This is a genomic window from Arthrobacter sp. PAMC 25486 (genome assembly GCF_000785535.1).
Lineage (GTDB): Bacteria > Actinomycetota > Actinomycetes > Actinomycetales > Micrococcaceae > Specibacter.
Genome location: NZ_CP007595.1, coordinates 3044145 through 3067473, shown reverse-complemented (window position 1 = coordinate 3067473; position 23329 = coordinate 3044145). Strand labels below are relative to the sequence as shown.

The following is a 23329-nucleotide window of genomic DNA, read 5'->3' as shown; positions in this document are numbered from 1 at the left end:
TAGCTGATGGGCTGGCCGCTCCCTCCACGGTACCCCGCCCCGGCGCCACACCCGAAACCATGGCACGAACCACGCCGATACTTTCGTCCCTCTGCCTAGGAAAACAGGGCGATGGAGGCGGCAAGGGTCTCCACGGAGTGCTGCAACTGTGCGGCCTCGCGATCATCCATGGGAGTGTCGAGGACGCGCTGCACTCCGCCCGCTCCGACGATTGAGGGCACGCTGAGGGCCACGCCGTGAATGCCACGGTAGCCGTGCAGCACGCTCGAGACCGGCAGGATGCTCCGCTCATCCTGCAGCACCGCCTCCACGATGCGCGCGCCCGAGAGCCCGATCGCGTAGTTCGTGGCCCCCTTCCCGGCGATGACCTTGTAGGCGGCATGGACGACGTCGTGAGTGAGTGCCTCAAGCCGCTCCCGGGGGAACAGCAGGGCCCCCGAGGAGTCGGTCCAGTCAGGGAGCGGGGTCTGCCCGATGGTCGCGGCGGACCACAGCGGGAACTCCGTGTCCCCGTGTTCGCCGACGATCAGCGCGTGCACGCTTTGCGGCGCAACCCCGGCAGCCTCTGCCACGAGCCAGCGCAGCCGGGAAGAGTCCAGCACGGTTCCGGAGCTGAAGATGCGCCCGGGCGGCAGGTCCGTGATGCGTTCGGCCACGGCCGTGAGGACGTCGCACGGATTTGTCACGAGAATGAACACCGCGTTGGGCGCCAGGGCCACGAGCTGCGGCAGCATTTTCTCCAGGATGCCCACGTTGACACCGGCCAGTTCAAGCCGGGTCTGGCCCGGCTCCTGCTTGGCCCCGGCCGTGATGACGACGACGTCGGAGCCCGCCACGAGCCCGATGTCGCTGCCACCCGTGATGCGCGAGGCCCCAACGAACGGGGTGCCGTGGGCCAGGTCGAGGACCTCCGCCTCCACTCTGGCCGTGGCGATGTCATACAGCACCACCTCACGGGCGGAACCACGAATGAGCGCGGCGTAGGCGAGGGAGGTGCCGACACTTCCGGCGCCGACAATGGTGAGCTTGGTGCTGCGCGGGATCGTCATGCTCCCAGTATCGTCTTCTCCATTCCGCAGCGCCGGTTGTGTCCCGCCGTGTCGCCGCAGCCCCGCCCCAGCGCCTCCCTAACCAAATACCGGGTTCCACGTACCAAGCACGACGGCGACACTCACCGCTGCGGCCGCGATGGCCAGTCCGCCGGCCGCCACCCAGACGTCAAGCGGGGAGAAGGCTGAAACGCGTGCCCACGTGCGCGGGCCCGCACCAAATCCCTTGGCCTCCATGGTGACGGCCAGCCGCGAAGCCCGCCGCACGGCCTGCACCAGCAGCGCCATGGCCTGGCCGAGCTGCGCCTTCAGCCCGCGGAACAAGCCGGGTTCACCGCCCACGCCCCGAGCCCGGCGTGCCATGCCCAGGGTTTGCCACTCCGTCACGAGCAGGCCCACCAGGCGCATGGCTGCCAGCGCCCCGAGCACAAAACGGTGCGGCAGTCGCAGCTTTTGCGCCAGCGCATCGGCTAGGTCCGTGGGGTCGGTGGAGGCCAGCACAATGATGCCCGGCAGCGCGACGGCCAACCCGCGCAGGGCAATCGCCACCCCTGCCTCGAGCGAGCCGGTGGTAAAGGTGACGGGTCCCAGCGACAGCAGCAGTTCGCCGGTCTTGGGCGCCAGCAGTGCTGTGCCGTAGCCGCCCACAATCGCAGCGAACAGGATGGGCCAGCCGCGTCTCAGCAGCATGCGCAGGCTCAGCCCGGCCAGCGGCAGCAACGCGCATTCAAGCACCAGCGCCACCGTTGCAGAGACCCAGTCAACGCTGATCAGCAGCACGATGGTCAGCACCATGCCTGCACCCAGTTTGGCTAGGGGATTGGCGCGGGCCAGCAGTGCTGTGGAGCGCGGGACGGCGATGATGTCGACGCTCATGAGTGCACCACCTTTCCGCGCCCGGCGGGGGCCACCGTTGGGCGGTCACCATCTAACATCTCGGCGGGAGCAGGAGGACCAAGGACCAGCTGTGCCCCGCCCAACACCTCACTGAATGCGGCGTCGTGCGTCACGGAGACCACGGCAGTGCCGGCATCGAGCAGCTCGGTCAGCAGTGAGGCCAGTTCGGCCCACGTGTTGGCATCCTGCCCAAAAGTGGGTTCGTCCAGCACGAGCACCTGTGGGCTGGCGGCCAGCACGGTGGCCACCGACAGCCGGCGTTTTTCACCGCCCGAAAGCGTGAAGGGATTCGCCTCCGCCAGGTGTTCGAGCCGCAGGCGTGCCAGGAGTTCATCCACCAGATCGCCGCCGCGCCCCAAAATATTGGGTGCAAACAGCAGCTCGTCCCTGACCGTGCCGGCCACAAATTGGTGCTCGGGCTCCTGAAACACCGTCCCGATCCGGCTGATCAGCTCGCGCCCGCGCCATTTCAGCGGGGCCGGTCCGGCTCCCCGGGCCAGCTCCGGCAGCGCAGTGAGCACCCCGCCGGCAGGCGGCAAAAGTCCGGCCAGGGTCAGCGCCAGGGTCGACTTCCCTGCACCGTTGGGCCCCGTCACGCTCAGCGCCTGCCCCGCGCTGACCTGCACGGAAGGCACGACGGCGGCCGGCACCACCGGGTGCCGCTTGCGTCGCTTAGTGCGGGAGACAGCAAGGGCCTCCGCCTCCAGCAGCAGGTGCGTGCCGGCGTCGTCCATGGCATTGCGGGGCCGCACCGCCGGGATATAACCGGGCAGCCAGATGCCGGCTCCGGCCAGCGTTTCCCGGCTCTGGGCCAGCACGGTGGCGGGCGGACCGTCAAACAGCACCCCGCCGGGCTCGCCCAGGGCGGCCGGGGCCAGAACCACGATCCTGTCCACGACCTCGAGCCAGACGGAGACGCGGTGCTCCACCACAACGAGGGTGGCGCCGGTGTCGTCGAGGCTGCGGCGCACGGCGTCGCGGACCTCGACGACACCGGCCGGGTCAAGGTTGGCGGTGGGCTCGTCAAGGAGCAGCAGGCCGGGGCGCATGGCGAGCATGCCGGCCAGGCCGAGGCGCTGCTTTTGCCCGCCGGACAATGTGGAGCTGGGGTGATCCAGGGGCAGGTTCAGTCCCACCGACTCCAGCGACTCGTGGACGCGGTGCCAGATTTCAGCGCGCGGCACGGCGAGGTTTTCAGCACCAAAGGCAACATCGTCGCCAATGCGCGAGAGCACCACTTGGGCGTCGGGGTCCTGCTGCATGAGCCCTGCCCGGCCGCGCGATTCCGCCACAGGGCGGCCGTCAATGAGCAGTTCACCCACCTCGTTGGCGTCCTCCTCATCACCCAACACGCCGGCCAGTGCGTGCAGCAGGGTGGACTTGCCGGCGCCGGACGGGCCAAGGAGCAGCACCCGCTCCCCCTCCGCGATCTCCAGATCAAGGCCGTGCACGGCACGTTTGCTGCGTCCGGAGTGTTGCCATCCCCAGCTCTTCGCGCTGATGCGCGCCGGGGCGCCGCCGTTGTGACCGGCAGAATTGTGGGTGGCCGGATAGCCTCGCGCACCCACGGCTACACCACTCGTTCGGTTGCGGCGTTGCGCGAGGGCAGGTTGGCCAGGGCCCCCGTACGTGCCAGTCCGCGAACAGCCAGCCAGGACACCAAGCCGGCAATGATGGTGCCTGAGATCATGGCGAGGATTACGTAGACGAGTTTCCACTCAAACGCCCACGCGATGTTCCACACCAGAGAATCGTTGAGGCCGAGGGCCAGTCCGGCCAGTGCACCGGCCACGAGGGCCACCGGCAGGTTGAACTTTTTGTAACGGAACAGGGCAAAGCCGAGTTCCGCGCCCAGGCCCTGAACGAGTCCGGAGAGCAGCACAGTGAAACCAAAGTGCGTGCCCAGAAGGCCCTCAACACTGGCGGCAATCAGCTCACAGTACAGTGCTGCACCGGGTTTGCGGATCACGAGTCCACCCAGCACGCCGGCGATCAGCCAGCCGCCGCCATAGAGGGCTCCGACGGGCGGGAATGCGACGGTGAAGGCGCTGATCAGGCCGTAACCGGCGGACCAGAGCCAAAAGATGACGCCGAGGGCCACACCGAGAACCGAGACAACAACTATGTCCACCACCCGCCACGTGCTTTTGCCGTTGCCTGAACGTTGCGTGTTTTTTGGGGCGTTTTGTTGGGCTGATGCGCCCGTGAATGACTTGCTCATGTTTCCTCCTTCGCAGGAGGGGCGGCTGCAACGGGATTTCCGCGCAGCCGAAGAGAACTCGACTCCCTTCGCCGGTACTAACCGGAGCAGGTTCGAGGGTCTGCGGCGAACCGCACTCTCAGCGCCGCTACCCAGGTCGGGTGGACGCTCCCCTGTCGTGTTTGAATTGCGGCTTCAGTTTACCCCTGGCTCCTGCCGGGGGCTAATGCATCCGTCATGATGCAAGGTGGCCCCCTTGCCGGCGGCGCCCTCATGAAACTGTCGCAAGGCGTTAGGCTGATCGTAGGCTTTTGCCCGCCATGTCTGGTCACAGAATTCAGGAGTCCATTATGAACATTGTCGTAAAATTGCTCGGTACCGGTGTGAGCCTGGGCGCAGGCTTCGTCGCCAGCAAACTGGTGGACACCGTCTGGGAGAAAAGCACAGGCAACAAGCCGCCCAAGGACGGGGCGGATCTGGAGAACAGCCTGCGTTCGGCGCTGGTCTTCGCGTTGGTGTCCTCTGCTGTGGCAGCCATCATCCAGACCCTCGCCGGTCGCACAACACAAAAGGCCATCGCACGCTTTAGTAAGCACCCCGACGAGGTCTGAGCACCCGCCCGCTTGCATGTGCACTGTCATTCACGTTGAAACAGCAGGTTCCGGCCAGTTTCGGCCGAATACGGCGCCGAACTGGCAGTTGTTGCCCTCCCAGCCCTGTGAGAGGGCTGGGAGAGGGCAACAACTGTCAGTTCGCGGAACGATATTCGGACGAATACCCAAAGGGGTCGCGGGCGGAGGGGTTGCTAGTCCTTGGCGTCGTCGACGGCGGCCGCCACTACCTGGTCCAGCTCGTCAACACTGAGCAGTTCCGGGCGGCGGTGTTTGGTGCGGTAACCCGCCCTGCCCACCATGTGCGCTGAGACTGGAACGGTCAGGAGCTGAAACAGCCAGGCCACCAGGAGGATGGGTAGCAGCGACCACGCCTGCATCTGCAGGCCCAGGGCTGCCAGCATCAGCAGCAGCCCCAGCACCTGGGGCTTGGTGGCTGCGTGCATGCGGCTCAACAAGTCCGGGAAGCGCAGCAGGCCAATAGCGGCCGCAAGGCTCATGGTGGCGCCAACCAAGAGGAAGATTGCCGTCAAGACATCGATGAAAGTGTTCATCCGTCCTCCTTCTTGTGCGCTACAAACCGGGCAACCGTCACCGAGCCGATAAAGCCAATCACCGTCAACACCACCAGCAGTGCCAGGTTGTCCAGGTGTTTGTTCATCGCCATCTCCGTGGCCAGTGCAGCCCCAAAGATGGCCAGTAAAACATCCGCGGCGATGACCCTGTCAAGCAGTGACGGGCCCTTGGCGATGCGGTAGATGGTGCCCGCCGAGGCAAGCGTCAGCAAGGCCGCCACAATCAAAATCACTATCTCCATGGCGCTCATGGTGTCTCCTCACGGCCGAGAGTCTGCGCATACGTCACCATGGGCGCGCCTGCCCGTTCAGCCTTCACGGCAGCCAGTTCTGCCTTCGTTCCCATGACTTCAATCAGCCTGGCTTCAAAGTCTTGGATGTCCGCGCGAATCCTGTCCACATCAGCGGGCGTGGGCGCGTTCATGGCATGCACATAGAGAGTTGCCGATCCCCTGTCCACCTCAACCACCAGTGAGCCGGGAATGAGGGAGAGCACGTGGCCAACCGCCGTCATCATAAAATCCGAGGGGCTGCGCAAGGGCACCGCCAGGATGGCATTGCGGATGTTCGGCCCTTTCACGATGGCCCAGTACAACACCTGGAAACTCGCAATGGAGACCTGCTTGATGAACCACAGCAGGAACGTCACGGCCCGCAGGACATTGAACCGTCCACTGAGTTCAATGGGCGGAAGGTAAAACGCATGCGAGACGCCAATGGCGATCAACGCACCAAAAAGCAGGTTGCCGGGGCTAAAATCCTGCCATAGCGAGCCCCACACAAGCACCAGCCAAACAAGCAGCGGCAACTTTTGCAGAAAGTCTATTCTTCGTTCGTTCCTTATCGGCTGGCTCATGGCGTTGCCGCCCCCACACCCAAAACGGCTTCGATGTACGGGACGCGGTCCAACATGCTGGTTGCTGCGTCCTGGCTCAGATCCATGAGCGGCCCGGCAAACACTGTCATAGCCACACCGAGCACCACCAGTCCCATGGTTGAATACACCATCATCTTGGGCAGGATCGGGATCTCATTGTCACCGGAAAAACGTCCCTCCACTGCGTCCACATGCTTGCTTGACCGCAGTGCGCGCATGCTCGGCTCACCCGCAGCGTCAGGGGCCGTGGCGAGCAGCACGGGTTCTGGAGCTTCGGCATCGGCCGTGCTGCGCCAGAACACCCGGTTCCACACCCTGGCCATCACCAACAGCGTGAGCAGGCTTGCCACCACACCGCCGACGACGAGAGTGTAGGCCAGCGGCGAACCGTCAGCCACGCCCGCCTGCAACAGTCCCAGCTTGCCCAGGAAACCGGAGAACGGCGGGATACCGGAGAGATTCATGGCAGGGATGAAATACAGCACGGCCAGGATGGGTGAAAGTTTCGCCAGCCCCCCGAGACGACTGATGGAAGAAGTCCCGCCGCGGCGCTCAATCAGCCCGGTCACCATGAACAGGCTTGTCTGGATGGTGATGTGGTGGATGACGTAATAAATTGTGGCGGCCAGGCCAAGCACCGATGAAAGCGCGACGCCGAAGATCATGTACCCGATGTGACTCACCAGGGTGAAGGAGAGCATGCGCTTGATGTCCGTCTGGGCCACAGCCCCAAGGATTCCCACGATCATGGTGAGCAGGGCCGCGATGAGCAGCACGGAGTTGAAGTCGTCCGATGGGAACAGCAGCGTCTCCGTGCGGATGATGGCGTAAACACCCACCTTGGTCAGCAACCCGGCAAAAACCGCCGTCACCGGTGCCGGAGCCGTGGGGTAGGAGTCGGGGAGCCAGAAGGACAGTGGGAACACGGCCGCCTTGATGCCAAAGGCCACAAGCAGGAGCACATGCAAAAGCTGTTGGGTACCGGAATCCAGCTCCCCGATCTTCACCGCCAGATCGGCCAGGGTGACCGTACCGGTGGCGCCGTAAACCATGGCAATGGCCACAAGGAACAGCATGGAAGAGACAACACTGACAACCACATAGGTGACGCCGGCGCGAACTCGCGAGCCCGTGCCGCCAAGGGTCATCAGCACATAACTGGCGGTGAGCAGGATTTCAAAGCCCACATACAAGTTAAACAGGTCCCCTGCCAGGAAAGCGTTGGAAACACCTGCCATCAGAATCAGATACGTGGGGTGGAAGACGGAAACCGGGCCGTCCTCCTCACCGTCTGCAGCGCCCTGTCCTGACGCATACGCAAGAACTGCCAGGCTCACGGCGGACGAGACCACCAGCAGCAGGGCAGCAAATTGGTCAGCCACCATGACAATGCCGAAGGGCGGTGCCCAGCCACCCAGCTGAACTGCGATCGGTCCGGTAGTCCAGACACTGGCCAGAAGCCACACTTCAAGCAGCAGCGTGATGCTGATGGTGCTCAGACTGACGCGGCGCTGGGCACGTGGGTGCCTGATCAAGACAAAAGCCAAGGCTGCCCCAAGGAAGGGCAGCACTACGGCGAGCGGCACCATGCTGGCAACGTTCATTCCTTGTCCTTCCCAGGCGTCACGGGGTGCACTTCGTCTTCGGTTCGTGTAGCACCATGGGCGGGAGGAATTTTTCTGGGTCCAATCCCCGGTATGGTTTCACGCTTCTCCAGTGGCTGGTCATTTTCGTGGAAGTCGGAGACCTCGATGGCAATCTCCGAGTCTTCCTCGTCGTCGTACAGCTCCTGTTTGGCAACGCGGATATCTTCCCTATCCACCTGAATATGATCTGCCCGGCTCAGCTGCCAGGAGCGGTAAATCAAACTGAGCATAAAGGCTGTCACCGCGAAGGAAATCACAATCGACGTCAGGATGAAGGCTTGCGGCAACGGATCATTAAATTCCGCCGGCGGAATATCTTTGTTGAAGATCGGCGCCAATCCGGCATAGCCGCCGGTTGTCAATAAGAGTAGGTTCGTGGCGTTGGTCAGCAGCATCAGGCCCAGCAGGACCCGGGTCAGGCTGCGCTCCAGCAGAAGGTAGATTCCAACCGCATACAGCACACCCATAACGAGCAGCAACGTGAGGTTCACGCTCATCGCACGACCTCCAATGGTTCATCGTCCTCGAACAGTTCAGTACCTTCCATCCCGACCTCTTCGTGTCTGTCAATCTCAGATCCCAGGCTGCGCAGCACATCAACCACCAGACCAACCACGACCAGGTAGACGCCAATGTCAAAGAGCGTGGACGTCACAAATTTCACGTGCCCGAAGATTGGCAGGTCGAAAGCGATGATGGCGCTTTGGAAGACTTCGCCACCCAAGAACAACGGCATGAGGCCAGTCATGGCGGCCAGCGCCAGTCCCAGGCCCAGCATGGTTCCTGCCGAGATGCGGGTGGCCTCGGCCAATTCGAAGCGGCCACCTGCCAGGTAGCGGATGGTGAGGGCCAAACCTGCCACCAACCCCCCGGCAAAACCACCACCTGTGCCGTTGTGGCCTGCGAGCAGGAGATAGATGGAAATGATGATGATGCTGTGGAAGACCAGCCTGGTCACCACTTCAATAATGATTGAGCGCCGCTCGGGTGCCAGTGTGCGGCCTGCCACCAGCCAGGGGTTGCTGGCCGACGTGGCAAACCGCTTGGCCATCTGAATGGTTGGCTGGGAGCCATCCGCGCTCATCTTGCCAATACTGCCGGTTGCCACCGTTTCAGCACGCGGCAGCTTCCGCCCGTGGCTGCGGATAAAGATCAAGCTGGCAACACCGGTGGCGGCCATCGCAAGAACCGATATTTCCCCAAAGGTGTCCCAGGCCCGGATGTCCACCAGTGTCACGTTGACAACGTTGAGTCCCCCGCCGCCAACATATGCCAGCTCTGGCATACTCAGGCTGACAGGGTCGTGGATGCGCGATCCCATCGTCACGATGGCAACCACCACCATGATGGCACCAAAGGCTACGGCAATGATCAACCGCACACCCCGGTGGCTGCCAGCTTTCCGTTCGAGCAGGCTTGGCGGCAGCGAGCGCATCGCCAGGACAAAGGCCACCAGGACGATGGTTTCAACCAGCATCTGGGTCAAGGCAAGATCCGGTGCTCCCTGCAGCGCAAAGATCAAGGCGATGCCGTAGCCGGTGACGGAGACCATGAGCACGGCCATGAAGCGTTTGCTGGCCCTAGCCGCAGCAATGGCGCCTATGACAATGACGGCTCCGGCGATCATTTGGAAGGGTGAGCCCGCGTCCACCAGGTAGATGTTTTCAGTCCAGTCCTGGTCCGTCAGTAACAAGACCGCCAGCATGGAGGCAATGGCGGTGGTTAAAATAACCGCAAGGTAAAAGAACAGGGAGCCGCGCTGTGTGCGGCCAGTGATCCAGATGGCCACCCTGTCCAGCACCACGATGGACTGCCTGTACGCGCGTTCAAAGTCGATGACGGCTGGAACTTTGGCTTGCAACGCCTCCAGCTTGCCACGCATCAGGAACAAGCCAAGGCCGGCAGCAATCACGATGGCGCTCAGCCCCAGCGCCGGAGTGAAGCCGTGCCACAACTGCAGATGCAGGCCGTGGGGGTCGTAGCCTGGGAACTGCTCACTGTAGGGCTTGATCCAGCCTTCAACGATGGCCGGGAACAGGCCGTACGCCACCGTCAGGACAGCCAGCAATGCCGGCGCCGCCAGGAACAGCCAGCCAACCGGCTTGAACACCGTGGCCATGCCCTTGGACTTCTTGGCAAAACCACCCCACATGAATCGCGCACTGTAGGCAAATGTCAGGACGGAGCCAAGGACGATGCCGGCCACAACAAGCCAGCCGATGACCGGGCCGGCGGGGCCGTAGGTGGCTGAGGCGATAAAGGCCTGGAAGATGCCTTCCTTGGCAACAAAACCGGCCAAGGGCGGCAGTCCGGCCATGGATGCGGCGCCAACTAGGGCAACGATCCCCAATTTCGGGGCGGACTTGAAGACGCCCGAAAGTACCCGGATGTCACGGGTGCCGCTTTGGTGGTCAATAATGCCCACCACGAGAAACAACGATGCCTTGAACAGCCCATGAGCAAGCACCATGGCCATGCCAGCCATGGCGGCTTCCTGGCTGCCCAAACCAACCACCAGGGTGATGAAACCGAGCTGGCTAACCGTGCCATAGGCCAGAATGAGCTTGAGGTCGAACTGCCGCAAGGCCCGCCAGCCGCCCAGCAACATCGTGCCCAGGCCCAGAACCACAATCATGACTTGCCAGTATTCGGTGTCCGAAAATCCTGGCGCGAGGCGGGCGATGAGATAGATACCAGCCTTCACCATGGCCGCAGCGTGCAGGTAGGCGCTGACAGGAGTGGGGGCAGCCATGGCACCGGGGAGCCAGAAGTGAAATGGCAGCAATGCCGACTTGGTGACGGCACCCACCAGCATCAGCGCAATGCCAATGTCCAGCACCACCCGCGGGCCGCCCACTGCAGCCATCAGCTCCGGCGCCTTCGCCAGAACCCCTGAAATGCTGTATGTGCCGGCACTTTCGCCGACCATAATCAGGCCCACCAACATGGCCAGCCCGCCAAAGGTGGTGACGATCAGCGCCTGCAGGGCCGCGCGCCTGGCGGCGATGCGCGTGCGCGCATACCCGATCAAGAGGTAGGAAAGGACTGTGGTCAATTCCCAAAAAACAAACAAAAGAATGAGGTTGTCGGCCGTGACCAGGCCAAACATGGCCCCCGCGAAGGCCAGCAGCTGCGCACCAAAGCCGCCCAGTCCGGCGTCGTCCGTTTTAAAGTACCTGGCGCAATAAGCCAGCACCAGCGCACCAACGCCAAGCACCAGCAGGCACAGCAACCACGAGAGCTGATCCATGCGGAAAGAAAGGTCCAGGTCAAGGACCGGCACCCAGGGGATCTCAAGCGAAGGGCTGGGAAGTGTGGCCGAGAACACATTGTTGTATTGCGAAATGAGCCAGATAAAGCTAATTCCGGGGACAGCGGCGAGGAAATAAAACGCCGAACGGCCCATGCGGGCAAACAAAATGGGCGCGAAAATGGCCACAATGAAGTGTGCACAAAGGACTAATAACACTAAAGTCTCCGCATGTTTCGGGCTGGAAATGAGCGAATCACGGGGGTGAAAGTTGGTTTCCCAACCCCTTTACCCTATCAAGCCGCGCCCCGTAAAAAGGCCGGGAACAGTGCTGTACCCGGATGACGGAGACGGACAATGGGGCTGGAAAGGGGCCTTAATGTTCGCGCGGCGCAGGTCAGGAGGTGCCCAGCCCGGATAGCATGTGCCGTATGACGAACTCAGGCCCGGCCGCAGCGCCCTCAGCCGCCACGGACAAGAAACCCGGGACAACATGGCAAATTGTGGCCTGGTCGCTATGGGACTGGGGCGGCGCCGCATTCAACGCGGTCATGACCACCTTCATTTTTACCGCCCTGTACCTGACCGGCGACGATTTTGGTGGCGCGGACAAGGCCACGGCCACCCTCGCCTTTGCCATGTCAATCTCCGGCTTCGCCATCGCGGCCCTGGCCCCGGTGGCCGGCCAGCGTACCGACCACAGCGGGCGTCGCAAGCTGTGGCTTGGCATCAATACGCTCATCGTGGTGGTGCTGACGGCTGCCTGCTTCTTTGTCCAGCCGCATGAGTCGTACCTGCTGTTTGGCGCCATGCTGATCGCCGCCGGCCATGTGTTCTTTGAAATTGCCGGCGTGAACTACAACGCCATGCTGCTACAAATCTCCACGAAGAAGACCATAGGGCGCATCAGCGGCTTCGGCTGGGCGGCCGGCTACCTGGGCGGCATTGTTGCCCTGTTGATTGTGTACTTCGCCTTAATCAAGCCCGAGGTGGGCGTCTTCGGCATCACGAGCGCTGACGGCATGACGTACCGCGCCGTGGCGGTGTTCTCCGCCTTGTGGATCCTGGTCTTCTCCATCCCGGTCATGTTTGCCATCCCGGAGTCCAAACCCGATCCGGACATGCCCAAGGTGGGATTCTTACAGTCGTACAAAGAGTTGTACTGGACCATCAGGCTGCTGTGGAAAGCCGATCGGCACACCGTTTACTTTTTGATCTCCAGCGCCATCTTCAGGGACGGGCTCGCCGCCATCTTCACCTTCGGCGCCGTCCTGGCTGTGGGCTCGTTCGGCTTTAAAACGGGCGACGTGCTCATCTTCGCCATTGCCGGCAACGTTGTGGCGGCTATCGGGGCGCTCTCGGCCGGTTTCTTCGATGACAAGTTCGGACCGAAGAACGTCATCGTCGTGTCATTGCTGGGGCTGCTCGTGTCCGGCGGCGCCCTGCTGTTCCTGGATGGCAAAAACGCCTTCTGGGTCTTCGGTCTGATCCTGTGCCTGTTCGTGGGCCCCGCCCAATCTTCGTCCAGAACATTCATGGGCCGCCTCGCGCCGGAAGGCCAGGAGGGGGAGCTGTTCGGCCTCTACGCCACAACCGGCCGGGCCGTGTCCTTCCTGGCCCCGCAGCTGTTTGGGTATTCCATCCTGATTTTTGGCGCCCAGCGCTGGGGCATTATCGGCATCCTGGCGGTCCTGCTTGTGGGCTTGGTGCTGCTGCTGCCGGTCAAGGCGCCGCCGCACGGCAAGGCTGCATAACCCGCACCACGGCTCCCACACCACGAGGTTCGACGGCGGATCGTGCCTTCCACCGGCAGGTCACCTCACCCCTCCGTCGAGATTTGAGATGACGCCCTGTGCGCCACGAAAAAGGACGGCGCTTGCGCAATCGGCGGGTGTTGGAACACCAGCTTTTTGCGCAAACGCCGTCCCTTTTGGGAAATCTAAATCATGGTGCGGTGGAAGTTCAGATGTGAACGTGACGCGGTGGGGCCACGCTGGCCCTGGTAGCGGTTCAGGTTCGCACCCGTGCCGTAGGCGTTCTCGGCGGGCGAGCTCAGCTGGAAGAAGCACAGCTGGCCAATTTTCATGCCGGGCCAGAGCTTGATGGGCAGGGTGGCCATGTTGGACAGCTCCAGGGTGATGTGGCCGGAGAACCCGGGGTCGATGAACCCGGCGGTGGAGTGCGTCAACAGGCCAAGGCGACCCAGTGAGGACTTGCCTTCCAGGCGGGCGGCAACATTGTCCGGCAGCGTCACGGTCTCGTAGGTGGAGGCCAGCGCAAATTCGCCGGGGTGCAGAATGAAGGCTTCATCCGGATCGACTTCAACCAGGCGGGTCAGCTCGGGCTGGTCCTCCGCCGGGTCGATGTAGGCGTAGCGGTGATTGTCGAACAGCCTGAAATACCTGTCGATGCGCACATCAACGCTGGATGGCTGCACCATGGAGGGGTCGTAGGGGTCCAAGACAATGCGCTTGGCGTCAATTTCGGCACGTATGTCGCGGTCAGAGATCAGCACCTACTAAAAATAGCGCACTTGCTCGCGCAAGCGGGAAACAAGCAGGAAACAGGGCGGATCCACACGGACGCCCGTTCGCCGTTGCAGGGACTATTTCACGCCCCTTTGTCGTTGTACACAGGTGTAGTTGGCCAGTTGCGCCTAAGGTGGAACCATGAATATTGAAGAGACCCCTCTTCCAGGGATTGGCGTGCGCAGGGAGCTGCGCCTCGCCACGGGACGCCGCATCGGTGTTGTGACCCACCGGGACGGCCATACCGAACTCATCCTCTCCCGCGTTGATGACCCGGACGCCTGTGCGGCGTCCATCCCGCTCAGCGCAGATGAAGCCTCAACGCTGGGCCAGCTGCTGGGTTCGGCCCAGCTTGTTGCACAGCTCAGTGCCGAGCAGGAAGATGTCTCCGGCATCAGCACGCACCAGATCATGATCCGCAAGGGCAGCGACTTTGCCGGGCGGACGCTCGGGGAAACGCAGATGCGCACCCTCACAGGCGCCTCGATCGTGGCTTTGCTGCGCGGCGACGACGTCATTGCCTCGCCGCGCCCCGACGAGATTCTGCACGTTGGTGACATGGTTGTCATCGTCGGCACCGATACCGGACTGGCCGAAGCGGCGCTCATTTTGCAGTCGCGACAGTAGCACCGCATGGACCCAACGACCCTTTCCCTGATCCAGCTCGGCATCGTCTTCTTCGGGCTCGGATTTTTGGGTCGTCTTGCCGGGCGCATTGGCATGTCCCCCGTCCCGTTGTACTTGTTGGGTGGGCTGGCCTTTGGTGAAGGCGGGTTGGTAAACCTTGGCGGGATCGACGGCTTTGCGCATATTGCCAGCGAGATCGGTGTCATCCTACTGCTGCTTATGCTTGGTTTGGAATATACGGCCAAGGAACTTGTTACAGGGCTGAAGCAGTCGTGGATGGCGGGCCTGGTGGATCTGGTCTTGAACATGCTTCCCGGCGTGGCCGTCGCCTTGATTCTGGGCTGGGGCCCCGTGGGCGCGCTGGTCATGGCCGGCATCACCTACAGCTCATCGTCGGGCATCATTGCCAAAGTGCTGGGCGATCTTGGCCGGCTCGGCAACCGTGAAACACCTGTCATTCTGGCAATCCTGGTCATCGAAGACCTCGCCATGGCCGCCTATCTGCCCATCCTGACCGCGGTGCTGGCGGGCGTCTCGCTCCTGGGCGGGCTGACCGCCGTCGGAATTTCACTGGCCGTCATCACCGTGGTCCTCCTGGGCGCGCTGCGGTACGGGCACATGGTCTCCAACGTCCTCGACAGCCCGGACCGGGAATCCTTCCTGCTGAAGCTGCTGGGTGCGGCGCTGCTGGTGGCCGGCGTGGCGTCGGCGCTGCAGGTCTCGGCCGCGGTGGGCGCATTCCTGCTCGGCATCGCTATTTCCGGCGGCACGGCCGAGAACGCCACGCGCGTACTGGAGCCCCTGCGTGACCTTTTCGCCGCCATGTTCTTTGTGCTTTTCGGTTTGAATACTGATCCGCGCACCATCCCGCCCGTCCTCGGGGTGGCACTGATTCTGGCCCTCGTCACCACGATCACGAAGGTGGCCACCGGCTGGTGGGCCGCGCAGCAACAAGGCATCGGCGTGCCCGGCCGCGCCCGAGCAGGGGCCGCCCTCATTGCCCGCGGCGAGTTCTCGATCGTGATCGCCGGCCTGGCGGTGGCCTCCGGCGCTGTACCCAAGGAACTAGCCGCCCTGGCCACGACGTACGTGCTGATCATGGCCGTAAGCGGGCCCATCGCCGCCCGCTATGTGGAGCCTGTGGTCCGCCTGCTCCAGGGTAAAAAGCCCGAACCTGCCCTATAGGGAAGCACGACGGCGGGACGAACCTTCCGTTTCCGGCCCACCATGCGCTGTGCGCCGTATGATGAGGGAATCGGCAGGCTGTTTGGCCCGCGCGGCACTTACTCAAGGAGATCACCATGGCTTTTGGCAGACGGAACCGACGCCCCACCTTGTTGGGAACCGCGGCGCGCACGGCAGTCATTGCAGGCACCGCAACAGCCGCCAGCAATGCTGTGAATGCCAAGGCTGCCGGCCAGCAGGCCACAGCGCAGCAGGCGCAGATGATGCCCGTGCCGGAGGCCGCGCCGGCTCCCCTGGCTGCACCCGCTGCCGCCCCGGTCGACGATCTGCTCAGCAAGTTGGAGCGCCTTGCCGCCCTGCACTCCTCCGGCGCCCTGACAGATGCCGAGTTCACAGCAGTGAAGGCTTCCATCATCGGCTGACACGCGTGCCAATGGTCAAAAGCACACCAATGCACGGGCTAGAATCAATAGCGGAACATCGCCGCGGCCTGCCGCACAGGGGTTCCAATGCGGGCGTAGCTCAATGGTAGAGCGCTAGCTTCCCAAGCTCGATACGCGGGTTCGATTCCCGTCGCCCGCTCTGTATGCACACTTTGCCTCCGGGATTTCCCGGGGGCAACAGTTGCTTAACATGCTGTGTGGGTTAACAGCCGGTGCGTGTAGGGTCAGGCTACGGGGCCATTTTGGCCCCACCTTTAGGGAGCTGACATGGGCGACAAATCACCACGGCAAACCGCATCGAAGAAGTCAAGCAAATCCATCAAGGAAAAGCGCGCCGACAAACGGGCCGGCGATACCGCAGCAACCATTGCGGATAAACCCACGCCCGCAAAGAAAAAATGAGTGCTGCAAGGACCGGGCTGCGGCTCGGCGTTTTAGGCAAATCCAGCAAACCCGATGAGCGGCGTGCGCCCATCCACCCGGAGCATTTTTCCCGGATAGAGCCCGACATTCTCGCCCGGATGGTGGTTGAGGAAGGGTATGGCAGCCGCTTTGGGATGTCCGACGGCGTGCTGGCCACTTTGGTGGGTTCCGTCGCCTCTCGCGAGGACGTCATTGCGGCGTCGGACGTGCTGCTTTTACCCAAGCCGCAGGCCTCGGACCTGGCTGACATGAAGGACGGGCAAATCCTGTGGGGTTGGCCGCACTGCGTCCAGGACCGTGCCATCACCCAGCTGGCCATCGACAAGAAGCTGACGTTGATCGCCTTTGAAGTCATGAACCACTGGGCTGCTGACGGTGGTTTTGGCCTGCACGTGTTTCACAAGAACAACGAGCTCGCCGGCTACTCTTCGGTAATGCACTCGCTGACCCTGACGGGGTCCACCGGCGACTACGGACGCCGCATGAGTGCCGTGGTCGTAGGTTTCGGCGCCACCGCCCGCGGTGCCGTAACGGCTTTGAAGGCACTGGGCATTTATGACGTGCAGGTGCTGACCAGCCGTAGCGTGGCAGCCGTTGCCGCTCCGATCCATTCGGTAGAGATGGTGCAATTTGATTTTGCACCCGACGCGCCCTACGCCGGTTTCGTGATGCTTGAGGACGGCGACGTGCCGTTGGGCGAGTTCCTGGCCGGAGCAGACATAGTCGTCAACTGCACCCTGCAGGATCCCAATGCGCCCATGACATACCTGACGGAATCGGATCTTGACGCGTTCCGCCCTGGCAGCCTGATTGTTGATGTTTCCTGTGACGAGGGCATGGGATTCAGCTGGGCGCGCAGCACAACATTCGCCGATCCCATGTTCACAGTTGGCGACCACATCAACTATTACGCGGTTGATCATAGCCCCAGCTACCTGTGGAATTCCGCCACCTGGGAAATTAGCGAGGCGCTGATGCCGTTCATCGAGACCGTCTTGGAGGGTCCGTCCGCCTGGGTTGAAAGCGACACCGTCCAGCGCGCCATTGAAATATCCGACGGCGTCATCGTCAACCCTGCGATCCTCGAGTTCCAGCGGCGACAGGAAGCGTACCCGCACCTCCCGCTGGCCGACGGATAGACGGATCGGTTAGAACGATTTGTGGGCTGCCTCCGGCAACAGTGGTTCAAACAATTCCACCACGTTGCCGGAGGGGTCCTCAAGCAACGCCTGCCTGCCACGGCTGAGCAGGGCAAAGCCCGGAGCCGGGTGCATCACCTCGGTGAACCCGAGCTGCTGAACGTAGAACTCCAAGGCGGAGTCGACGTCGTGCACTATGTACCGAACACTGACCTGCTCCATGGCCGTGCCTCTCTTGGTTTGTTAGCGGAACTGTCGCACCAGCGGGCACTCAAACGGGTCCACGGCGGACAGGCCCACACGGTTCAGGTAGCGCACCACAATGGCGTAGGACTGCATCAGTCCGGTCTCGGTGAACACGATCCCGTTGCTTTCGCAGGCCTGCCGGACAAGGGCGTTGGCACGGCGCAGTTCGGGCCGTGCCATGTCCGGGAACAAGTGGTGCTCCACCTGCCGGTTCAGCCCGCCCATAAGCGTGTCCATAAAGAGACCGCCACGGATGTTGCGGCTCGTCACCACCTGGCGGGTGAGGTAATCGGCCCTGCTGCCGGCTTCCAGGACGGGCATGCCCTTGTGGTTCGGCGCAAATGAGGCACCCATGTAGAAACCGAACACACCCATTTGCACGGCGAGGAAGGCCAGCGCCATCTCCCACGGCAGCATCAGCAGCAACACGGCCAGATAAACGCCAAACCGGAGCACCAATAACCCAATCTCCACGTACCTGTACCGCACCCCACGCCGGCCGAACAAGGTCTTGGCCGAGTCTACGACCAGGCTGAAACCCAAAAACAGGATCAGCGGAAACAGCAGCGTCCCCTGGTGGCGGGTGATGACAGCGGCAAATCCGCGCTTCGTGGCGGCACCCTCCTCATGGAACGCCACCACCCCGGTGTGGATGTCGGGGTCTTTGCCCTTCGTGTTGGGGTTTTGGTGGTGTGCCGTGTGCTTTTTGACCCACATGGCGTAGCTCATGCCCACCAACAGCGGTCCCAGGATCCTGGCCGTCCAGTCGTTGGCCTGGCCCGAGGCAAACACCTGGTGGTGGGCGGCTTCGTGCGCCAGAAACGCGAACTGGGTGAATAAGATCCCCAAGGCGGCGGCGATCAGCAACTGGAGCCAGGTCTGCCCCAGCAGCACAAAACCGGTGCCTGCGGCGGCCAGCAACAGCAGCAGCACGGCAAACACCACTGCATAAAACGTTCGACGGCGGCGCATGAGTCCTGCTGCCCGCGCACTTTTCAGCAGTGCGGCATAGGACTCGATGACGGGGTTGCCGCGTGCCGGGCGGACCACGGCATGCCGCGGGGCGTTTGCTGGATTGAAGGGTAGTTGCATGGTGTCACCAGCGGGTCAGGGTCGACCGTCTAAGCCGGCAAGGGAAACCAAAAAGATCTTTCGTACATTGATTTTAGTCCCCTACACGGTGGAAAGCTCCTGCCGAGCCGGGCAAAAGTGTGTTGTCCCGGGACCTGGGCCGGCGCCAGCCACCGGGCGTAGCATGGGCGCATGGTTGATTCACTGACCAGGGAACAGCGCCATCGGGTCATGTCCCGCATCCACAGCAAGGACACCAAGCCAGAAATTTTGGTGCGCCGGATGTTATTTGCCGAGGGCTACCGGTACAGACTGCATGCCAATAACCTGCCCGGCACACCGGACATGGTGTTCCGCAGCCGCCACGTCGCCATTTTCATCAACGGCTGTTTTTGGCACTCCCACAGCTGCCCCAACGGCACGCACAAGCCGGCAACAAACTCAGACTTCTGGGACGCGAAACGGTCGCGGACCGTTGAGCGTGACAAGCAGGCACTAGCCGCCCTTGCGGCGCAAGGATGGACCACTGTCACGGTGTGGGAGTGTGAGCTGCGAAACCCGGGCGCCGTGGCGGAATACCTCCACGGCGCCCTGGGGCCGCCCGGCCCGCTGTGCTGAAAAGCTGCGGCTCAGCTGGTCCTTGGCTCAATAAAGACCGGGTGCCGGACACTGCGCAGGTTCAGCCGCAGTGTCAACTGGCCGCGCTTGGCAAGAACCACGGCAAAGACGAGGGCGGCGAGGGCTGGCATGCCGCCGGCAACAAGCGTTGCCCATTGCACGCCCCAGTGCTCGGCGAGCGAACCCATGAGCGGGCCGCCCAAGGCCTGCCCACCGATCAGCACCATGATGTACAAGCTCATGACGCGGCCGCGGATCATCACATTCGTTGACATCTGCACCAACTGGTTGGAGCTCGTCAAAAACAGCAGTGAGGCAAATCCGGCCACCACCATGACAGCACCAAAGGTGACCATGTTCGGTGCCAGTGAGGCGATCATCAGGATCACCCCGTAGCTGCCGGCAGCCGCCATGACACCACGCAACCGCAGCGTGGCAAAGCGGGTGGAGGCCAGGGCCCCGCAGAGTGCACCGAGCGCAACCAAGGTGTTCAGCAGGCCGTAGCCTCCGGCACCGGCGTCGAACACGTTGTTGGCGTAGGCGGCCATCAGGACAGGCAGGCTTAGCCCAAACACGGCAAAGACGGCGGCCATGGCGGCCGGCCAGACGATGGTTGGTTTGCTCAGTGCGTAGCGGACGCCTTCCATCAGCTGGCCCTTGGCCCGCTTGACTGGCGGCATGAGCACCAGCTCGTTCTTGCGGATCAGCAGCAGCGAGAGCACCGTGATGATGCAGGCCAGCGCGTTGGCGGCGAAGGCCCAACCGCCGCCGATGGCCATGATCATGACACCGCTGACGGCGGGGCCGATCATGCCGCCCAGCTGGAAGATCGAGGAATTCAGGCTGATGGCGTTGCGCAGTTGTGCGGGCCCCACCAGCTCATTGACGAAGACCTGGCGGGCAGGCTGGTCGGCCACCACCACCAGTCCCAGGACGAAGGCGATGACGTAAATGTGCCACACCGCAAGGTTCCCGGTCAGTGCCAGAACCGCCATGATGGCCGCCAGCGCACCGGCCATACTTTGGCTGATCATGAGAATCAGGCGTTTGGAGTACCGATCGGCCAGGATGCCGCCCAGCGGCATCAGCACGAGTGAGGGGATGAACTGCATGAAGACGGTAATTCCGACGGCGGTCACCGAACCAGAGAGCTCAAGGACCATCCAGTCCTGGGCCACCCGCTGCATCCACAAGGCAATGACGGCCAACAGGTTGGCCGAGGCAAAGATGCGGTAGTTGCGGATCTTGAGCGAGGAGAACGTTTGATTCCACGGGGGGCGTGTTGTCACTAGGTTGATGGGTGCTGTCAGGGCGGCGTTCGACGATGTTGAGGGGGGAGTCAACGGTTTGGTCCTGGGACTCGAGGGTGGTGGGTCTTTACTTCTTCAACCATAGGTGGCATCGATTTATGTCGAAAGAGTATGATGCCTATAAATACTATTGAGTCTCGTAATAGTTCCAAGGAAGTGCGCCATGTCGGATGCCCCCATTTTTGACCCCGTCCAGCTCAAGACCTTCCTGGCGCTGGCCGATACCCGCAACTTCACCCGCGCCGCGGAACGGCTGGGAATCAGCCAACCAACCGTCAGCCAGCATGTGCGGAAACTGGAGCAGGCGGCCGGGCGCGTCCTGGTCACCCGCGACACCCGAGAACTGCGTTTGACGGATAACGGCGATGCCATGGCCGGCTTCGCCCGCACCATCCTGTCAGCCAACGACGCCGCAACCCGCTACTTTTCCGGTGTCGCCATGCGCGGCCGGCTGCGATTCGGCACCGCCGATGACCTGGCCATCACCGGTCTGCCCCGCATTTTGCGCGAGTTCCGCCAGCTCTACCCTCAGATCAACCTTGAACTGACCGTGAGCCAGAGCGACCAGCTGCACCGCCGGCTGAAGGCCGGTGCACTGGATTTGGTGTTTGTGAAGTGGGTGTCCGGCGCGCAAGAGGGTGAGGTCGTCAAGAAGGACACCTTTGACTGGGTCGGCCTGGAGCAGACGGTCCTTGAACCGGGCGATCCCGTGCCCGTCATCGTCTATCCCGCGCCGAGCCTGAGCCGCAAGCTCGCCCTCGATGCCTTGGAAGATGCGGGCCGCACCTGGCGCGTCACCTGCACCACGAAGCAAATCAGCGGAGTGCTCGCGGCACTGCGGGCAGGCATCGGCATTGCCGTCATGCCGACGTCACTCGTGCCGGAAGATCTGAAAATCATCACCAGGCGTTTTGACTTGCCGCCCGTGGGAGATGTGGACTTCACCTTGATGCGCAATCCACTGGCGAACACCGAAGTGGTGGACGCTCTGACCCGCGCCATCATGGGCCGCAAGCTCACGCCTGTTGGGCGGCGGTAGCTTCCGCCGGACCAACGCTAACGGGTACCTATATATAAGGAAGCCCACAGCATCCCCTTGACGTTCAGCGGTAGACTTGACCCCGTTATGATGCGAACCATGTTTAAGTCCAAGATTCACCGCGCAACAGTCACCCATGCCGACCTGCACTACGTGGGCTCCGTGACAGTCGATGCGGACCTGCTTGATGCCGCTGACATTCTTCCCGGCGAGATGGTGTCCATCGTTGACATCACCAACGGCGCACGCCTGGAGACGTACACGATCGCCGGCGTTCGCGGCTCCGGCGTCATTGGCATCAATGGCGCAGCCGCCCACCTCGTGGGCGTTGGCGACCTTGTCATCTTGATGACCTACGCCCAGATGACCACGGCCGAGGCGCGCGACTATGTCCCCTCAGTGGTGCATGTCGACGCGGACAACAGGATCGTCCACTTGGGAACCGACCCGGCGGAAGCCATCACCGAGGGCCTGTTGCGCCCGGCGCTCGCCCAGTCCCGCTAACGCCGTTCGCCGCAACGCGTTGTGACCTTTGGCCCCCGTTCCCCTCCGGGCACGTCAGGGCGTGAACTCACACCTCGACGGGTAGGTCAGGGCGTGAGCTCACACCTCGATAGTCGCGTTCACTATGCTGTAACCTGTGCTGGCTGTCATCGAGGGATTCTCCGTAGTTTGGCTCATCATCCTGGTGGGCTGGTTTGTCGGCCGCAAAAAGGTGCTGGGCGAGAACGCCCAGATGGTGCTCAGCAGGCTGTCCTTCTTCGTGGCAAGCCCCGCACTGCTCGTGGAAACCTTGGCCAGGGCAGATCTCCATGTGGTTTTCGCCCAGCCGCTGCTGGTCGCGGCGGTTAGCGCCGTCACAACGGCCGCCATTTTCCTGGTGATCGTAAGATTTTGGCTCAAACGCACAGTTGCCGAGTCGTTGCTCGCCGCCATGTCCTCATCAACGGCCAACGCGGCCAACCTGGGCATTCCCATTGCGGCATACGTCCTGGGTGATGCCGCACTGATCGCGCCCGTCCTGGTGTTTCAGCTGGCGTTCTACACACCCATTTACCTCATGCTGCTCGACAGCCTCACCAGCGGCCACCGCGCCACCCCCGTCCGGGTTCTGCTGCAGATCGTCAGCAACCCCATGATCCTGGGAACGGCCGTGGGACTGGTCTTGTCCGCCACCGGCCGGCAGCTCCCCTCCCTCGTGGCCGAGCCGCTGCACCTCATTGCCGGCGCCGCCATCCCCTCCATCCTGATCGCCTTTGGCATGTCCCTGGGCACGAGCAAGCCCCTGAACCCGGCTGATGGCAGGCGGCCCGACATCCTCCTGGCCTCAGGCTTCAAACTCATCCTGCACCCGCTCGTCGCCTTCCTGTTGGGGCACTTTGCCCTCGGCATGGACGGGGCTGGACTGTTCGCCGTCGTTATTGCCGCCGCACTGCCCACGGCGCAGAACGTCTACGTCACGGCGCAGCGTTACCAGGTGGGTGCTGCGGTTGCCAAGGACACGGTGCTGCTGACGACGGTGCTGGCCATTCCCGCGATGTTCGCGGTTGCCTTCCTCTTGGGGTAAGACTTGGATGAGTCACGGTACGCTTTCG

At 62.7% G+C, this 23329-nt stretch carries 25 protein-coding genes, 1 tRNA gene and 1 riboswitch; of the genes, 12 read left to right on the top strand and 14 right to left on the bottom strand.

Annotation, left to right across the window (positions count from 1 at the left end; genetic code table 11):
- Nucleotides 1-95 precede the first annotated feature (95 nt).
- From art_RS14045 to art_RS14030, 4 genes are all read right to left on the bottom strand, one after another.
- On the bottom strand, nt 96-1049 hold the full coding sequence (locus art_RS14045) for an L-lactate dehydrogenase (protein ID WP_038465728.1): 954 nt from the start codon (nt 1047-1049) through the stop codon (nt 96-98).
- 78 nt (nt 1050-1127) lie between these two features.
- Nucleotides 1128-1925 (bottom strand): energy-coupling factor transporter transmembrane protein EcfT, encoded by a 798-nt coding sequence (locus tag art_RS14040; RefSeq protein WP_038465726.1) that lies wholly within the window; start codon nt 1923-1925, stop codon nt 1128-1130.
- Nucleotides 1922-3514 carry an ABC transporter ATP-binding protein gene (locus art_RS14035; RefSeq protein WP_082000309.1) on the bottom strand — a complete coding sequence of 531 codons (1593 nt, stop codon included), beginning with the start codon at nt 3512-3514 and terminating at the stop codon, nt 1922-1924. Before art_RS14035 ends, art_RS14040 begins: the two co-directional genes overlap by 4 nt.
- Nucleotides 3515-3516: 2 nt before the next feature.
- Nucleotides 3517-4167: an ECF transporter S component gene (locus art_RS14030; protein WP_052136573.1), complete on the bottom strand. Its 651-nt coding sequence runs from the start codon at nt 4165-4167 to the stop codon at nt 3517-3519.
- A 46-nt stretch (nt 4168-4213) separates the two neighbouring features.
- A riboswitch (TPP riboswitch) is annotated at nt 4214-4331 on the bottom strand.
- Between the two features lie 165 nt (nt 4332-4496).
- Between art_RS14030 and art_RS14025 the strand changes: the two genes are divergently transcribed.
- Nucleotides 4497-4757 (top strand): DUF4235 domain-containing protein, encoded by a 261-nt coding sequence (locus art_RS14025; protein ID WP_038465724.1) that lies wholly within the window; start codon nt 4497-4499, stop codon nt 4755-4757.
- A 194-nt stretch (nt 4758-4951) separates the two neighbouring features.
- Here art_RS14025 and mnhG read toward each other — a convergent pair whose 3' ends face one another.
- From mnhG to art_RS13995, 6 genes are read right to left on the bottom strand one after another with little or no spacing between them, the layout of a single operon-like run.
- Entirely contained in the window at nt 4952-5311 is a 360-nt protein-coding gene (gene mnhG, locus art_RS14020) for a monovalent cation/H(+) antiporter subunit G (protein WP_038465722.1), read from the bottom strand.
- On the bottom strand, nt 5308-5583 hold the full coding sequence (locus art_RS14015) for a monovalent cation/H+ antiporter complex subunit F (protein ID WP_082000308.1): 276 nt from the start codon (nt 5581-5583) through the stop codon (nt 5308-5310). The genes mnhG and art_RS14015 overlap by 4 nt, the downstream gene beginning before the upstream one ends.
- Nucleotides 5580-6188, bottom strand: coding sequence for a Na+/H+ antiporter subunit E (locus art_RS14010; RefSeq protein ID WP_052136572.1), 609 nt, complete (start codon nt 6186-6188; stop codon nt 5580-5582). Before art_RS14010 ends, art_RS14015 begins: the two co-directional genes overlap by 4 nt.
- Complete coding sequence (locus art_RS14005; RefSeq protein ID WP_038465720.1) at nt 6185-7813, bottom strand: Na+/H+ antiporter subunit D; 1629 nt, start codon at nt 7811-7813, stop codon at nt 6185-6187. The genes art_RS14010 and art_RS14005 overlap by 4 nt, the downstream gene beginning before the upstream one ends.
- Nucleotides 7810-8352 carry a Na(+)/H(+) antiporter subunit C gene (locus art_RS14000; RefSeq protein WP_082000307.1) on the bottom strand — a complete coding sequence of 181 codons (543 nt, stop codon included), beginning with the start codon at nt 8350-8352 and terminating at the stop codon, nt 7810-7812. Before art_RS14000 ends, art_RS14005 begins: the two co-directional genes overlap by 4 nt.
- A complete protein-coding gene (locus art_RS13995) occupies nt 8349-11324 on the bottom strand; it encodes a Na+/H+ antiporter subunit A (protein ID WP_038465718.1) in 2976 nt (991 codons plus the stop codon). The genes art_RS14000 and art_RS13995 overlap by 4 nt, the downstream gene beginning before the upstream one ends.
- Before the next feature lie 212 nt (nt 11325-11536).
- Between art_RS13995 and art_RS13990 the strand changes: the two genes are divergently transcribed.
- Nucleotides 11537-12859: an MFS transporter gene (locus tag art_RS13990; protein WP_038465715.1), complete on the top strand. Its 1323-nt coding sequence runs from the start codon at nt 11537-11539 to the stop codon at nt 12857-12859.
- A gap of 185 nt (nt 12860-13044) precedes the next feature.
- Here art_RS13990 and dcd read toward each other — a convergent pair whose 3' ends face one another.
- Nucleotides 13045-13620: a dCTP deaminase gene (gene dcd / locus art_RS13985; RefSeq protein WP_038465713.1), complete on the bottom strand. Its 576-nt coding sequence runs from the start codon at nt 13618-13620 to the stop codon at nt 13045-13047.
- 154 nt (nt 13621-13774) lie between these two features.
- Here dcd and art_RS13980 point away from each other — a divergent pair, with 154 nt between their 5' ends.
- The 6 genes from art_RS13980 to art_RS13960 all read left to right on the top strand — a co-directional run bounded on the left by art_RS13980 (nt 13775) and on the right by art_RS13960 (nt 17450).
- Nucleotides 13775-14260 carry a cation:proton antiporter regulatory subunit gene (locus art_RS13980; RefSeq protein WP_038465711.1) on the top strand — a complete coding sequence of 162 codons (486 nt, stop codon included), beginning with the start codon at nt 13775-13777 and terminating at the stop codon, nt 14258-14260.
- Between the two features lie 6 nt (nt 14261-14266).
- Nucleotides 14267-15445, top strand: a complete 1179-nt coding sequence (locus art_RS13975) for a cation:proton antiporter (RefSeq protein ID WP_038465709.1) — start codon at nt 14267-14269, stop codon at nt 15443-15445.
- A gap of 116 nt (nt 15446-15561) precedes the next feature.
- The gene (locus art_RS13970) at nt 15562-15867 is read left to right on the top strand and encodes an SHOCT domain-containing protein (RefSeq protein WP_038465707.1); all 306 of its coding nucleotides are present in this window, start codon (nt 15562-15564) and stop codon (nt 15865-15867) included.
- Nucleotides 15868-15956: 89 nt separating this feature from the next.
- Nucleotides 15957-16027 (top strand) — tRNA-Gly (locus tag art_RS13965).
- Nucleotides 16028-16155: 128 nt separating this feature from the next.
- Nucleotides 16156-16290: a hypothetical protein gene (locus tag art_RS23165; protein WP_301537938.1), complete on the top strand. Its 135-nt coding sequence runs from the start codon at nt 16156-16158 to the stop codon at nt 16288-16290.
- Nucleotides 16287-17450: a N(5)-(carboxyethyl)ornithine synthase gene (locus art_RS13960; protein WP_038465705.1), complete on the top strand. Its 1164-nt coding sequence runs from the start codon at nt 16287-16289 to the stop codon at nt 17448-17450. The genes art_RS23165 and art_RS13960 overlap by 4 nt, the downstream gene beginning before the upstream one ends.
- A 9-nt stretch (nt 17451-17459) precedes the next feature.
- Here art_RS13960 and art_RS13955 read toward each other — a convergent pair whose 3' ends face one another.
- Both art_RS13955 and art_RS13950 read right to left on the bottom strand, forming a co-directional pair.
- Nucleotides 17460-17672 carry a hypothetical protein gene (locus art_RS13955; protein ID WP_052136571.1) on the bottom strand — a complete coding sequence of 71 codons (213 nt, stop codon included), beginning with the start codon at nt 17670-17672 and terminating at the stop codon, nt 17460-17462.
- A gap of 21 nt (nt 17673-17693) precedes the next feature.
- Nucleotides 17694-18788 carry an acyl-CoA desaturase gene (locus tag art_RS13950; RefSeq protein ID WP_038465703.1) on the bottom strand — a complete coding sequence of 365 codons (1095 nt, stop codon included), beginning with the start codon at nt 18786-18788 and terminating at the stop codon, nt 17694-17696.
- A gap of 171 nt (nt 18789-18959) precedes the next feature.
- On the opposite strand from art_RS13950, the gene art_RS13945 reads away from it, so the two are divergent.
- Nucleotides 18960-19385: a very short patch repair endonuclease gene (locus art_RS13945; RefSeq protein ID WP_038465701.1), complete on the top strand. Its 426-nt coding sequence runs from the start codon at nt 18960-18962 to the stop codon at nt 19383-19385.
- Nucleotides 19386-19396: 11 nt separating this feature from the next.
- Here the strand turns inward: art_RS13945 and art_RS13940 are convergent, their stop codons facing one another.
- Nucleotides 19397-20728, bottom strand: a complete 1332-nt coding sequence (locus tag art_RS13940; RefSeq protein WP_052136570.1) for an MFS transporter — start codon at nt 20726-20728, stop codon at nt 19397-19399.
- Between the two features lie 145 nt (nt 20729-20873).
- Between art_RS13940 and art_RS13935 the strand changes: the two genes are divergently transcribed.
- The 3 genes from art_RS13935 (at nt 20874) to art_RS13925 (ending at nt 23301) form a co-directional block, all read left to right on the top strand.
- Nucleotides 20874-21734 (top strand): LysR substrate-binding domain-containing protein, encoded by an 861-nt coding sequence (locus art_RS13935; protein ID WP_038470268.1) that lies wholly within the window; start codon nt 20874-20876, stop codon nt 21732-21734.
- Between the two features lie 87 nt (nt 21735-21821).
- Nucleotides 21822-22238, top strand: a complete 417-nt coding sequence (gene panD, locus art_RS13930) for an aspartate 1-decarboxylase (RefSeq protein ID WP_038465699.1) — start codon at nt 21822-21824, stop codon at nt 22236-22238.
- A 136-nt stretch (nt 22239-22374) separates the two neighbouring features.
- Complete coding sequence (locus art_RS13925) at nt 22375-23301, top strand: AEC family transporter (protein ID WP_038465697.1); 927 nt, start codon at nt 22375-22377, stop codon at nt 23299-23301.
- Nucleotides 23302-23329: the final 28 nt, after the last annotated feature.

Coding starts and splice junctions, on each gene's coding strand:
- art_RS14045 (WP_038465728.1), bottom strand. CDS start 1,049: ATGACGATCCCGCGCAGCACCAAGCTCACCATTGTCGGCGCCGGAAGT.
- art_RS14040 (WP_038465726.1), bottom strand. CDS start 1,925: ATGAGCGTCGACATCATCGCCGTCCCGCGCTCCACAGCACTGCTGGCC.
- art_RS14030 (WP_052136573.1), bottom strand. CDS start 4,167: ATGAGCAAGTCATTCACGGGCGCATCAGCCCAACAAAACGCCCCAAAA.
- art_RS14025 (WP_038465724.1), top strand. CDS start 4,497: ATGAACATTGTCGTAAAATTGCTCGGTACCGGTGTGAGCCTGGGCGCA.
- mnhG (WP_038465722.1), bottom strand. CDS start 5,311: ATGAACACTTTCATCGATGTCTTGACGGCAATCTTCCTCTTGGTTGGC.
- art_RS14015 (WP_082000308.1), bottom strand. CDS start 5,583: ATGAGCGCCATGGAGATAGTGATTTTGATTGTGGCGGCCTTGCTGACG.
- art_RS14010 (WP_052136572.1), bottom strand. CDS start 6,188: ATGAGCCAGCCGATAAGGAACGAACGAAGAATAGACTTTCTGCAAAAG.
- art_RS14005 (WP_038465720.1), bottom strand. CDS start 7,813: ATGAACGTTGCCAGCATGGTGCCGCTCGCCGTAGTGCTGCCCTTCCTT.
- art_RS14000 (WP_082000307.1), bottom strand. CDS start 8,352: ATGAGCGTGAACCTCACGTTGCTGCTCGTTATGGGTGTGCTGTATGCG.
- art_RS13990 (WP_038465715.1), top strand. CDS start 11,537: ATGACGAACTCAGGCCCGGCCGCAGCGCCCTCAGCCGCCACGGACAAG.
- art_RS13980 (WP_038465711.1), top strand. CDS start 13,775: ATGAATATTGAAGAGACCCCTCTTCCAGGGATTGGCGTGCGCAGGGAG.
- art_RS13975 (WP_038465709.1), top strand. CDS start 14,267: ATGGACCCAACGACCCTTTCCCTGATCCAGCTCGGCATCGTCTTCTTC.
- art_RS13970 (WP_038465707.1), top strand. CDS start 15,562: ATGGCTTTTGGCAGACGGAACCGACGCCCCACCTTGTTGGGAACCGCG.
- art_RS23165 (WP_301537938.1), top strand. CDS start 16,156: ATGGGCGACAAATCACCACGGCAAACCGCATCGAAGAAGTCAAGCAAA.
- art_RS13960 (WP_038465705.1), top strand. CDS start 16,287: ATGAGTGCTGCAAGGACCGGGCTGCGGCTCGGCGTTTTAGGCAAATCC.
- art_RS13955 (WP_052136571.1), bottom strand. CDS start 17,672: ATGGAGCAGGTCAGTGTTCGGTACATAGTGCACGACGTCGACTCCGCC.
- art_RS13950 (WP_038465703.1), bottom strand. CDS start 18,788: ATGCAACTACCCTTCAATCCAGCAAACGCCCCGCGGCATGCCGTGGTC.
- art_RS13945 (WP_038465701.1), top strand. CDS start 18,960: ATGGTTGATTCACTGACCAGGGAACAGCGCCATCGGGTCATGTCCCGC.
- panD (WP_038465699.1), top strand. CDS start 21,822: ATGATGCGAACCATGTTTAAGTCCAAGATTCACCGCGCAACAGTCACC.